The sequence below is a fragment of the Pseudomonas sp. FW300-N1A1 genome, from assembly GCF_058789115.1.
Map to the genome: position 1 here is coordinate 15283 of NZ_JBYTBK010000055.1, position 12627 is coordinate 27909.

Genomic DNA, 12627 nt, shown 5'->3' on the forward strand with positions numbered 1-12627 from the left:
CTTGGCTTTCTTGTCAGAGAGTCTGCTTATCAGGTTGTCAGACAAAGTCATTCAAACAAAAGACGCTGCCGAGCAGCGCCCCGGGTACAACGGGTTCAGGGTGTTTCAGTCGATGCTGGGCAGGTCTATTTTCAAGCGTTTGGCCGCCGCCCGCAGGTGCGCTTCGGCACAGGCCGCGGCTTGGGTCCGGTCACCGGCGGCGATCGCTTCGTACAGGGCCTGGTGTTCGCGACCGGCATCGGCGGAGCCGCCAACCGAGTGCGCCGCGGAGTTTTCCCAGGCGGTGCGTCGCGCCTCGGCCAATTGCCCGCGCAGAAAATCGTGGAATGCGACGAAGTAGTCATTCTTGCTGGCGTCGGCGATGGCGCGGTGGAACTCGACATCGGCCAGGGCGGCGGCGGCAAAGTCGCTGCGCTTGTCGTGCATCTCCTGCAGCGCGGTGCGCATGCGCAACAAGTCGGCCTCGTCACGGCGCTGGGCGGCGATGGACGCGGCCTGGGTTTCGGTCCACAGGCGCATTTCGAACATCTGTACCAGATCCGGTTTGCGTCCCTTCTTGCTGGGAAAGCGAAACACCGTGCCGTTGGGGTTCTGGGAAATGTACGAGCCAAGCCCCCTACGGCTGATCAGGATGCCATCGGCCTTGAGTTGCGCCACGGCCTCGCGCACCACCGAACGGCTGACGTTCAACTGTTCGGTCAGTTGCTGCTCGGTGGGCAGTCGCGATTCGGCGGTCAGGCGGCCGGAGTCGATTTCTTCGCGGATGGCGTTGACTACCCGTTCGACCAGGGAGTCGGGGCGCTGAAGTTGAAGCATGAGAGGGATGGCTCGCAAGTCAGGTTGTCAGACAATGCCCTTGTGCTGATTTCTTGTCAAGAAATCAGCCGTCGGCTCACAGTTCGCTGATGTAGGTGCCGGTGCCCTTGAGGATGTTCTGCAGGGTTTCTTCGACCTCGGCCAGGTCGGCTTGCGCCGTGCTGTGGAGGATTTCCAGGTGGTCGTCGCCGTTGAGCGCATCGGCGTCGGCCGCGGCGATTTCGATCAACAGGCGGGTAGGGCTCAGCGTGACCTTGACGCCGTCGAGCGTGGAGGGCTCGCCATCGAGGGTGATTTCCAGTTCGTCCTCGTCCGGGTAGCGGGTCATCAGGAACATGTCGCCCTGATTGCTGTGGCAGCACAGCATGGCCAGGTTGTCTTCTTCGTCATCGCATGGGTTGGCGATCAGGTGGGCGGTGGTCAGTTGCATGTGAGCAGTCCTGGCGCGGGGCGCGGTGTGGGCAGGCAAAGGGCGATTTTGCCAGCACCGGTGTTTTTTTGCTGGGTTGTGTTGAGTGGCACCCGGTGTTGCGCTTGTGTGCCCCATGAATCGACTGTTGTCCAACTATCAGCCTTGTTAATTGAGTAGGACGTTTCCTTAAGTGAAAGTGTGAATCTTTTGATGAACTTTCCTATGGTTTTGTAGGGCGATTATTGGGCGTAGGAATAATAGGAATAAGTCCGATTGTTTATTGTTTTCTCCTCTGTTTGTAACTTATGTTGTCGTCCCGAATGCAACGGAATGCGACGAACGATGAGTGAAGAAGGAGTTAGGTTGATGAACGAATATTTTGAGCCGCTGGGTGAAGTTAAACATCTGTCCGAGCAGGAAATCGAGGTCCTTTATCAGCGTTATCTGGCGGGTGAGAAAACCAGTGACCTGATTACCGAATACAAAATACCGGTGGCGGTGCGAAGTTTGCTGAAAGTGTTGCCGCCGTTGCTCAGCAAAGAACTCAAGTGTCCTTACTGTGACCTGCCGATGTGGGTCAAAAGGCATGCACGGGGAACTCCGGAGTCCCTGCGTCCCCCTTTCCAGTGTGTGCGTTGCGAACACCGGATTTACCCGCAGGGGCCATACGGTCGACACATGGCCTGCAGTTGCACGACCTGCTACAAGGTCAGGCAGCAGGCACTGGCGGCCCAGGTACAGCGCGACCGTGACGAACTCATGGGCCAGTACGGCGCGCGCAGTGAGCCCGTGCCCTACGCCAGCCTGGGTTTCGTCCAGAAGCTGACGCTGCTGGCGGTGCTTGAAGGGGGCAAGCCCGGCGCTGACAGCATTGCGCCGCTGGATGCCTTTACGCGCAGTGAGTCCTTGGCGCCCAGCGAAGCAATCAGTGAAGAGCTGCTGAAAAAGTTTCATGAAACCGGGGTGTTGCGGGTCGATCCTGAGTCGGACATCCACGCCTTCGAGCGCGCGGCAGGCTGCAGGATCCGCAACTACCTGGCGGTGCGCTGGCAACCCAATGTTGCGCTTGAAGCCGGTCAGTGCAGTACGCGTGATGCGCTGTATCGAGCGCTTTATAAGGACCTGTCGGGAAGTGTCCAGCTCGCCTGGAAGAGTGAGTTGTACAGCTTGATGTTTAACCTGGCTCAAGAGGAATCCCTGGCCTACATCCGGGTGCAGGCCAGTGAAGTGAACTTTGTGTTTGGTGCCGAAAACCGAGCCGAATCAGTCGTCGGTCAGCTGCTGCAAGATTTCTCGGTCAGCCAGATTTATTACTTTGCCCGGGTCGCGGTAAAAAATGCGGCGCATTTCTATGCCACCGGTAACTCCAAGGGACGAAACCATGCGTCCAACACTATCCCCGGCAATATGTTGAGCACCGCCCAGAATGCACTGGCCGACAACTGGCGAAAGTCGGCCTATCGAGACCCACGCGTCCCACAGTCGGCTTTGCATCGACTATTGTACGACGTCGTACTCAAGGATAACGGGGCCGGTTTCTCGAAATCCCCTGGCGTGTATTGGCGTGAAGAGCTGGTGCCGCGGTTCTTTTCAGCCCCGGCGTTCGGTGCGGGCATGTCCCCGTCGGTGGAGGTGTTCTGCCGTGAGTGCGACTCCAGCAACATCGATATCAGGATGGACAAGGTTTCCCTGGAGACGGTGTGCTACGACTGCGGGACGGTGAGTCAATTCCAGGCGATTCATGAGGTGATCGATTGACTCGACATATCGTGGGAACGGGATGAGTGCGGGCTGGCGGGGTCACCTGCCGTTTGCTGAGCGGAATGTCACAACACGTACCGTGAACATTGTCGGGGCTATCGATCGTTTTTGGTACGCAAGTACCGCGAAGTAGGCCATGAAACCGCCATTTTCCCCCGCGACTGCTAGTGTTATTCGAGGCGCGACCCCTGAGCTGCGTGCCGATGACCGAATATGTCGCAGCATCGCAAGCACGGGCCTTGCCGCACTCGTTAAGCTGCGCAACGGATGGACACCTGTAAAGGCATTGCCTGTTTAGCCGGCAGTCGTTTTTGCAGATGCCCATCCTTGGAAGGTGAATGTGACCTGAGTGTCTCGTCCAGCTTCACCCACCTGTCGTCCTGTTTCCTCTGCCCGAGAATCAGGAACAGGGTGACGGGTTGCCCCGCAAGGGGTTTTGCACGCGACGCTTCCATCAATAACAAGCCCAAGCGGAGTACCACAGATGGCGTTCTTCACCGCAGCCAGCAAAGCCGACTTCCAGCACCAACTGCAAGCGGCACTGGCGCAGCACATCAGTGAACAGGCACTGCCACAAGTGGCGCTGTTCGCTGAACAATTCTTCGGCATTATTTCTCTTGATGAACTGACGCAGCGCCGGTTGTCCGACCTCGCCGGCTGCACGCTTTCCGCCTGGCGCCTGCTTGAGCGCTTTGACCATGCGCAACCTCAGGTGCGCGTCTACAACCCCGATTACGAACGCCACGGCTGGCAGTCGACCCACACTGCGGTCGAAGTGCTGCACCACGACTTGCCATTCCTCGTGGACTCGGTCCGTACCGAGTTGAACCGTCGCGGCTACAGCATCCATACCCTGCAGACCACCGTGCTGAGCGTACGTCGTGGCGCCAAGGGCGAATTGCTGGAAATCCTGCCCAAAGGCACCCAGGGCGAGGGCATTCTTCAAGAATCGCTGATGTACCTGGAAATCGACCGCTGCGCCAACGTGGCCGAACTCAATGTGTTGAGCCGGGAACTGGAACAGGTTCTCGGTGAAGTCCGCGTTGCGGTCGCCGATTTCGAACCGATGAAAGCCAAGGTCCAGGAAATCCTCACCGGCCTGGACAACAGCCAGTTCGCGGTTGATGCCGACCAGAAAGGCGAGATCAAGGGTTTCCTGGAGTGGCTGGTGGGCAACCACTTCACCTTCCTCGGCTATGAAGAATTCGTGGTCCGCGATGAAGCCGATGGCGGCCATATCGTCTATGACCAGGACTCGTTCCTGGGCCTGACCAAGCTGTTGCGTACCGGCCTGACTCATGACGACCGTCGCATCGAAGACTACGCCGTGAACTACCTGCGCGAACCGACCCTGTTGTCGTTCGCCAAGGCCGCGCACCCAAGCCGTGTCCACCGTCCGGCTTACCCTGACTACGTGTCGATCCGTGAAATCGATGCCGACGGCAACGTCATCAAGGAATGCCGTTTCATGGGCCTGTACACCTCGTCGGTGTACGGCGAGAGCGTGCGGGTCATCCCGTACATCCGTCGCAAGGTCGAGGAAATCGAACAGCGTTCCGGCTTCCAGGCCAAGGCTCACCTGGGCAAGGAACTGGCGCAGGTGCTTGAAGTCCTGCCCCGTGACGACCTGTTCCAGACCCCTGTGGACGAGCTGTTCAGCACCGTGATGTCGATCGTGCAGATCCAGGAGCGCAACAAGATTCGCGTGTTCCTGCGCAAGGACCCGTACGGCCGCTTCTGCTACTGCCTGGCCTATGTGCCGCGTGACATCTACTCCACCGAGGTGCGCCAGAAGATCCAGCAAGTGCTGATGGATCGCCTGAAAGCCACCGATTGCGAGTTCTGGACCTTCTTCTCCGAGTCGGTACTGGCTCGTGTGCAGCTGATTCTGCGGGTCGACCCGAAGAACCGCCTGGACATCGACCCGCTGCTGCTGGAAAAGGAAGTGGTCCAGGCCTGCCGCAGCTGGCAGGACGACTACGCCAGCCTGGTGATCGAAAGCTTCGGCGAAGCCCACGGCACCAATGTGCTGGCCGACTTCCCGAAAGGCTTCCCGGCCGGTTTCCGCGAGCGTTTCGCCGCGCATTCGGCCGTGGTCGACATGCAGCACCTGTTGAGCCTCTCCGAAGCCAACCCGCTGGTCATGAGCTTCTACCAGCCGCTGGCCCAGAGCACCGGCCAGCAACTGCTGCACTGCAAGCTGTATCACGCCGACACCCCATTGGCGCTGTCCGACGTGCTGCCGATCCTGGAAAACCTCGGCCTGCGCGTGCTGGGTGAGTTCCCGTATCGCCTGCGTCACAACAGCGGCCGCGAGTTCTGGATCCACGACTTCGCGTTCACCGCCGCCGAAGGCCTGAACCTGGACATCCAGCAGCTCAACGACACGCTGCAGGACGCCTTTGTCCACATCGTTCGCGGCGACGCCGAAAACGATGCGTTCAACCGCCTGGTGCTGACGGCCGGCCTGCCATGGCGCGACGTGGCGCTGCTGCGTGCCTACGCCCGTTACCTGAAGCAGATTCGCCTGGGCTTCGACCTGGGTTACATCGCCAGCACCCTGAACAACCACACCGACATCGCTCGCGAGTTGACCCGGTTGTTCAAGACCCGCTTCTACCTGGCCCGCAAGCTGACCAGCGACGACCTGGACGACAAGCAGCAGCGCCTGGAACACGCGATTCTGACCGCCCTGGACGACGTTCAGGTGCTCAACGAAGACCGCATCCTGCGTCGCTACCTGGACCTGATCAAGGCTACCTTGCGGACCAACTTCTACCAGACCGACGCCAACGGTCAGAACAAGTCCTACTTCAGCTTCAAGTTCAACCCGCACGCCATTCCAGAGCTGCCAAAGCCGGTGCCGAAGTTCGAAATCTTCGTGTACTCGCCGCGTGTCGAAGGCGTGCACCTGCGCTTCGGCAACGTGGCGCGCGGTGGTCTGCGCTGGTCGGACCGTGAAGAAGACTTCCGTACCGAAGTCCTGGGCCTGGTAAAAGCCCAGCAAGTGAAGAACTCGGTCATCGTGCCGGTGGGCGCCAAGGGCGGCTTCCTGCCCCGTCGTCTGCCGCTGGGCGGCAGCCGTGACGAGATCGCGGCCGAGGGCATCGCCTGCTACCGCATCTTCATTTCGGGCCTGCTGGACATCACCGACAACCTGAAAGACGGCGCCCTGGTGCCGCCGGCCAACGTCGTGCGCCATGACGACGATGACCCGTACCTGGTGGTCGCAGCGGACAAGGGCACGGCAACCTTCTCCGACATCGCCAACGGCATCGCCATCGACTACGGTTTCTGGCTGGGTGACGCGTTCGCCTCGGGCGGTTCGGCCGGTTACGACCACAAGAAAATGGGCATCACCGCCAAGGGCGCGTGGGTCGGCGTACAACGTCACTTCCGCGAGCGCGGCATCAATGTCCAGGAAGACAGCATTACCGTGGTCGGCGTCGGCGACATGGCCGGTGACGTGTTCGGTAACGGCTTGCTGATGTCCGACAAGCTGCAACTGGTCGCAGCCTTCAACCACCTGCACATCTTCATCGACCCGAACCCTGAGCCTGCCAACAGCTTCGCCGAGCGTCAGCGCCTGTTCGACCTGCCGCGTTCGGCCTGGTCGGATTACGACACCAGTATCATGTCCGAAGGCGGCGGGATCTTCTCCCGTAGTGCGAAGAGCATCGCCATCTCCCCGCAGATGAAAGAGCGCTTCGACATCCAGGCCGACAAGCTGACCCCGACCGAACTGCTGAACGCCTTGCTCAAGGCACCGGTAGACCTGTTGTGGAACGGCGGCATCGGTACCTACGTCAAGGCCAGCAGCGAAAGCCACGCCGATGTCGGCGACAAGGCCAACGATGCACTGCGCGTCAACGGTAACGAACTGCGCTGCAAGGTCGTGGGCGAGGGCGGTAACCTGGGCATGACCCAACTGGGTCGCGTCGAGTTCGGCCTCAATGGCGGCGGCTCCAACACCGACTTCATCGACAACGCCGGTGGCGTGGACTGCTCCGACCACGAAGTGAACATCAAGATCCTGCTGAACGAAGTGGTTCAGGCCGGTGACATGACCGAGAAGCAACGTAACCAGTTGCTCGGCAGCATGACTGATGAAGTCGGCGGCCTGGTGCTCGGCAACAACTACAAGCAGACCCAGGCCCTGTCCCTGGCGGCCCGTCGTGCCTTTGTGCGGATTGCCGAGTACAAGCGCCTGATGAACGACCTGGAAGGCCGTGGCAAGCTGGATCGCGCCATCGAGTTCCTGCCGTCGGAAGAGGCGATCACCGAGCGCGTCGCGGCTGGCCATGGCCTGACCCGTGCCGAGCTGTCGGTGCTGATCTCCTACAGCAAGATCGACCTCAAGGAGCAGTTGCTGGGCTCCCTGGTGCCGGACGACGACTACCTGACGCGCGACATGGAAACCGCTTTCCCGCCGATGCTGGTGAGCAAGTTCTCCGAAGCCATGCGTCGTCACCGCCTCAAGCGCGAGATCGTCAGCACCCAGATCGCCAACGATCTGGTCAACCACATGGGCATCACCTTCGTCCAGCGTCTCAAAGAGTCCACCGGCATGAGCCCGGCGAACGTGGCAGGTGCGTACGTGATCGTGCGTGACATCTTCCACCTCCCGCACTGGTTCCGTCAGATCGAGGCGCTGGATTACCAGGTCTCGGCGGATGTCCAGCTGGAGCTGATGGATGAACTGATGCGCCTGGGCCGTCGTGCTACTCGCTGGTTCTTGCGCAGCCGTCGCAACGAGCAGAATGCTGCCCGTGACGTCGCCCACTTCGGTCCGCACCTGGCCGCGCTGGGTCTCAAGCTCGACGAACTGCTGGAAGGCCCGACTCGTGAAGGCTGGCAGACCCGTTATCAGGCGTACGTCGCCGCTGGCGTGCCTGAGTTGCTGGCGCGCATGGTTGCAGGTACCACTCACCTGTACACCCTGCTGCCAATCATCGAGGCGGCCGACGTGACCGGCCAGAACGCAGCGGACGTGGCCAAGGCCTACTTCGCCGTAGGCAGCGCGCTGGACCTGACCTGGTACCTGCAACAGATCAGCGCCTTGACGGTTGAAAACAACTGGCAAGCCCTGGCCCGTGAAGCGTTCCGTGACGACATCGACTGGCAGCAGCGTGCGATCACCATTTCGGTCCTGCAAATGGGCGAGGGTGAACAGGACGTGGAAACCCGTCTGGCGCTGTGGATGGAGCAGAACCAGGCCATGGTCGAGCGCTGGCGCGCCATGCTGGTGGACATCCGTGCCGCCAGCGGCACTGACTACGCCATGTACGCGGTGGCCAACCGCGAACTGCTGGACCTGGCGTTGAGCGGTCAAGCGGTGGTGGCTGTCACAGCCAGCGCCGAGTTGGAACCGGCTGCCTGATCAGGCGTTGAATGAAAAAGCCCCGCATTGAAAGATGCGGGGCTTTTTTGTTTTAGTTGTCCCGTATTCGTTGTGGGCACGCGGTCGTTTCCGCGCGCTGCTCAATAAAGCGTGAACGCTGTTCCCCGTGGCGAGCGAGCTTGCTCGCGCTGGGCTGCATCGCAGCCCCAAAACAGTCACCCCGGTTTATCAATAAGTCGGCAATAGTCTTGTTGGGGGCGCTTCGCATCCCTGCGCGAACAAGCTCGCTCGCCACGGGGTATGTAGGCTGATTCAGTGATCAGTTCTGCAGCGGGATCAGTATTTTCTCGTCAGGCGACAGGACCATGAACACCAGCAATTTGGCCGGTTGGGTGCTGCTGGCATTTTTCGACACCAGGTGCTCGGAACCTGCCGGTTCGTACCAGTATTCACCTGCCTTGTAGGTAATGGCCTTGCCGCCCTTGACCTGGGAAACAATCTCCCCCGAGACCACGTAGGCCATGGCGGTGCCCTCATGTTTGTGGGCGATGGACGACTGACCGGGCAGGTAGTCGACTTCGATCATCAGCGCCTTCTTGCCGGGTGCGTTTTGCAGCATCTCGTCCTGCAGTACCGTGACTTTTTCTGACGGGGCGCCGGCTTCGTGGGCCAATACAGGGGCGGATGCCAGCAGGCTCAGGACGGTCAGGGTACTTGCGAGTAACGGTAGCGGTCTCATGCTCATCACCTATGGGTGTGTTGATCAAGTGTGCGAATCAGGCTTCACGTTAAGCCTGCATCCGGGATCAACAAACAGCCAATTGTTGCGAAGCTGAGCAGACCAATGAGCGCCGGGCGAGTGTCCGGGGTGCACTTGTTATCGTTCAAACTATCGGAAAGCTGTTGAAGTCGATGCTGCTGGCCAGTCGACTGTCGAGCAAACTGATGAAACCTTGCACTTCGGGGCAGTTGAAGTGGGTTTGCATGGCGGTTTCCGATTGCCAGTGGGCACTGACGGTCCACCGATTGTCATCCTCCGGGCAGCGATCAACCATGTAGGTGTCGCAATCGGGGAGTTGGCGCAAGGTGTCGACGATCTGCTGCAAGTGCCGGCCCAGTTCATCGGAGCAGCCAGGGGCGGCCTGGACCTGGACCGTGTTGATCATTTTCGCGGGCATCGCACAGGCTCCCTTTTCAAGCCGCACAGGCCGTGTTCAGGATGGGGTGACATTCGTGCAGGATAGGCCCGTATACGGCAGCGGCCAACGACCAATTGGCTGTAAAAGCCCCATGCCAATAGACCTCAGGCGACTTGCTGCAAGAGGTCGCGCAGGCGGTCCAGGGCGGTATCGATGTCCAGGGTATCGATCGCGCCAAACCCCATGAACAGCCCGGCGCGAGGGGCTTGCTGATAAAAGAATTCGCTCAGGCCATAGAGCCCGACCTCGACGTCTTTCGCTAGCTCGATGAGTCGCGACACATCCACCTCCACCTTGCACAGTAGCACCATGTGAAACCCGGCGGTGCTCGGCACGGCCTCAAGCCAGGGTGAAAGGTCGTCGGCAACCCGCGCCAGGATTCGCTCGCGACGCCCGGCGTAGACCGTGTGGCAGCGGCGAATATGCTTGAGCAGGCAGCCTTCGTCGATGAACTTGGCCAACGCCCATTGCGGCAGGGTCGAGGTGTGCAGGTCGGTCAACTGCTTGGCGCGGATGACCGCCTCAAGGATGGCTGGCGGCAGGATGGCATAACCCAGCCGCAACTCGGGCAGCAGGGTTTTGGAGAAGGTCCCGACATAGGCCACGAGCCCGTGTTGATCCAGGCTCTGCAGGGAGTCGGTGGGCCGGCCCTCGTAGCGGAATTCGCTGTCGTAGTCATCCTCAATGATGATCGCGCCCAGCGCGTGAGCCCTGGCCAGCAAGGCTTCACGCCGAGCCTGGCTCATGGGCATGCCCAAGGGGAACTGGTGCGAGGGCGTGACGTAGATCAGCCGGGTGCCTTCGGGAATCGACGCCACCTCAATGCCTTCGCCATCGACCGGCACGCCGACCACCTCGGCACCGTGGGAGGCGAACAGCAAGCGGGCCGGCGGATATCCGGGGTCTTCCATGGCCACCACGCTGCCGGGCTGGATCAGCACCCGGCCAATCAGGTCCAGCGCCTGCTGCGCACCGTTGCACACCACCACGTCCTGGTCCTGGCAAATCACCCCGCGAGAAAACGCGATATGCCGGGCGATGGCACTGCGCAGGGCCGGGAGACCTTCGGCCTGACTGTAAAAGCCCATGACGCTGGCGGTCTGGCGCAGGGCGTGGGCGGTGCAACGGCGCCAGTCGTCCCGGGGGAACAGGCCCTTGCTGGTGGCGCCGCCAATGAAGTCATAACGCAGCGAAGCGTCCGGGGCGGGGTGACGCAGGAACGTTGGCAGGTTGCGCCAGCGCTCGATGATTTCGTGGCTGGCCAGTTCCGAGTGGCTTTGCTTGCGCGCCAGGGCCGAGGTCCGGGTGTTGACGTAGGTGCCTTTGCCGACGATCCCCGTCAGGTAGTTTTCGTAGGTCAATTGCGTGTAGGTGTCGGAGATGGTCTTGCGCGAGATCCCCAGTTGCTCGGCCAGCAAGCGGCTGGGCGGCAGTTGCGTACCGGCAGCCAGGCGGCCCGATTCGATGGCGCTGCGCAACTGCTGGTACAGCTGGCCTGCGAGGTCCTTGCGGCCATTGATCACAACGTGAAGTTCCATACCCACGAGGCTCCTGCGGTGGTGAGGGTGAGGCGGCTGACGACAGGTTACTCGCAGCGGCGCAGGGCTGCACCTGATCAACGTCCACGCCCGGGAGCAGGCCGCGCTCGCCAAGGCAGGCATTTTGAGATTACCCTCGAAGGTCAGGCTGCATGTGACCACTGGATCACAGCGGGCAACGGATACCGCGCAGCACCTCTTTCAAGGAAGAATTCCCAATGTCGACCTGCGATCCCGTCATCACCCTCGAGCGTTTCAGCGAAGCCCACATCGAGGGCATTACCGCGCTGTACAACGACCCCACGGTTGCTCGCCAGGTGTTGCAAACGCCTTACCAGTCCACCGAGGTCTGGCGCGAACGCCTGGCGTCCAGGAACGAGCGGGTGGTGCAACTGGTCGCGCTGCATCAGGGGCAGGTGATCGGCAATATCGGCCTGGAGCAGTTCTCGCGCATTCGGCGCAGTCATTGCGCCAACATCGGCATGGGGGTTGCGGTGGCGTGGCAGGGCAAAGGCTTGGGTACTCGCTTGTTGGCCACGGCGCTGGACCTCGCGGACAACTGGATGAACGTGCAACGGGTGGAATTGTCGGTGTATGCGGACAACGAGGCGGCGATCGGGCTGTATCGCAAGTTCGGCTTCGAGACCGAGGGCCTGTTCCGCCAGTATGCGGTGCGTGACGGTCAGTTGGTGGACGCCCTGGGCATGGCGCGTTTGCGCTCGTCACCCAAGGTGTCCTGACTCAGTCGTCCAAGACAAAGGCCACGGCGGAACGGGCGTGCAGTTCGGTGGTGTCGAGCAGGTATTAGTCGTACGTCGCCCGCGAGCATCTGTCATGCTCAGTGTCCGCAACACGGGTTTGTCCGAGGAACAGCGCAATGGACGACGTACAGCAACTGGGTGAAATGCTTCGCCACTACGCAGAAAGCGAAGCGCACAAGAAACAGGTGTTTGAAAGCCAGTCGGCGGTGTGGGCCATGCGGATCGGCGAATTGTTCGACCAGATCGAACAATGGCTGGCACCGGTCAGGACGCCGAATTTGCTTGAGGTGAGCCGGGAGTTCTATGTCGCGTTCGGGGCCAGTGTGCCGGTGGAAACCTCGGTCTTCAAGTCCGAGAAGCTGAGCATTCTGATCGCCGGCAAACCGGTGGAGTTCGTGCCCGAGGTGATGGGTGTCGGCGGGTTGATCACATTGGCGGTGGTGGGCCTGACCGCCGCGCGTTATGGCAGTGTGTCACTGGTGTGCCTGCCGCCATCGACCGAGTGGCAGTGGCGCAAGACCAACGGTTTGAAAGACCCGGACACCTTTGCCTTTGATGCCAATTTCCTGGCCCAGCAGTTGCAGAGCCTGATTCCGCGTGAACGGGGTTGAGGTGGTTGATGGCGGCCCCGTCTTTGTAATGAGCGCATGACCCCGGGGGAGCTAGCCTGCTCGCGAAAGACGATTGCAGGCTTTCAGGTAAAACGCGGTGACCGATTTTGGGGCTGTTGCACAGCCCAGCGCGAGCAAGCTCGCTCGCCACGGGACCTGCGTACGACGCCACTGTCCTTGACTGAACG

General features: G+C 60.8%; 9 protein-coding genes. 4 read left to right on the forward strand and 5 right to left on the reverse strand.

Translation table 11 applies throughout. The annotated features are described in order from the left end of the window. Positions 1–105: 105 nt before the first annotated feature. The gene (locus AC3WQN_RS23755; protein ID WP_103401835.1) at positions 106–816 is read right to left on the reverse strand and encodes a FadR/GntR family transcriptional regulator; all 711 of its coding nucleotides are present in this window, start codon (positions 814–816) and stop codon (positions 106–108) included. A 76-nt stretch (positions 817–892) separates the two neighbouring features. Beyond that, the gene (locus tag AC3WQN_RS23760; RefSeq protein ID WP_095147642.1) at positions 893–1246 is read right to left on the reverse strand and encodes a hypothetical protein; all 354 of its coding nucleotides are present in this window, start codon (positions 1244–1246) and stop codon (positions 893–895) included. Positions 1247–1594: 348 nt separating this feature from the next. Here AC3WQN_RS23760 and AC3WQN_RS23765 point away from each other — a divergent pair, with 348 nt between their 5' ends. Both AC3WQN_RS23765 and AC3WQN_RS23770 read left to right on the forward strand, forming a co-directional pair. Further along, positions 1595–2986 carry a hypothetical protein gene (locus AC3WQN_RS23765; protein ID WP_103401836.1) on the forward strand — a complete coding sequence of 464 codons (1392 nt, stop codon included), beginning with the start codon at positions 1595–1597 and terminating at the stop codon, positions 2984–2986. Positions 2987–3473: 487 nt separating this feature from the next. Next, a complete protein-coding gene (locus AC3WQN_RS23770; protein WP_103401837.1) occupies positions 3474–8369 on the forward strand; it encodes an NAD-glutamate dehydrogenase in 4896 nt (1631 codons plus the stop codon). Between the two features lie 280 nt (positions 8370–8649). Here the strand turns inward: AC3WQN_RS23770 and AC3WQN_RS23775 are convergent, their stop codons facing one another. From AC3WQN_RS23775 to pdxR, 3 genes are all read right to left on the reverse strand, one after another. Then, positions 8650–9069 (reverse strand): cupin domain-containing protein, encoded by a 420-nt coding sequence (locus tag AC3WQN_RS23775; protein WP_095144075.1) that lies wholly within the window; start codon positions 9067–9069, stop codon positions 8650–8652. Positions 9070–9214: 145 nt separating this feature from the next. Continuing rightward, entirely contained in the window at positions 9215–9508 is a 294-nt protein-coding gene (locus AC3WQN_RS23780; RefSeq protein WP_095144076.1) for a putative quinol monooxygenase, read from the reverse strand. A gap of 125 nt (positions 9509–9633) precedes the next feature. After that, the gene (gene pdxR / locus AC3WQN_RS23785; RefSeq protein WP_103401838.1) at positions 9634–11067 is read right to left on the reverse strand and encodes a MocR-like pyridoxine biosynthesis transcription factor PdxR; all 1434 of its coding nucleotides are present in this window, start codon (positions 11065–11067) and stop codon (positions 9634–9636) included. A 218-nt stretch (positions 11068–11285) separates the two neighbouring features. Between pdxR and AC3WQN_RS23790 the strand changes: the two genes are divergently transcribed. Both AC3WQN_RS23790 and AC3WQN_RS23795 read left to right on the forward strand, forming a co-directional pair. Then, complete coding sequence (locus tag AC3WQN_RS23790) at positions 11286–11807, forward strand: GNAT family N-acetyltransferase (RefSeq protein ID WP_103401839.1); 522 nt, start codon at positions 11286–11288, stop codon at positions 11805–11807. 137 nt (positions 11808–11944) lie between these two features. Further along, positions 11945–12439 carry a hypothetical protein gene (locus tag AC3WQN_RS23795; RefSeq protein ID WP_103401840.1) on the forward strand — a complete coding sequence of 165 codons (495 nt, stop codon included), beginning with the start codon at positions 11945–11947 and terminating at the stop codon, positions 12437–12439. Positions 12440–12627: the final 188 nt, after the last annotated feature.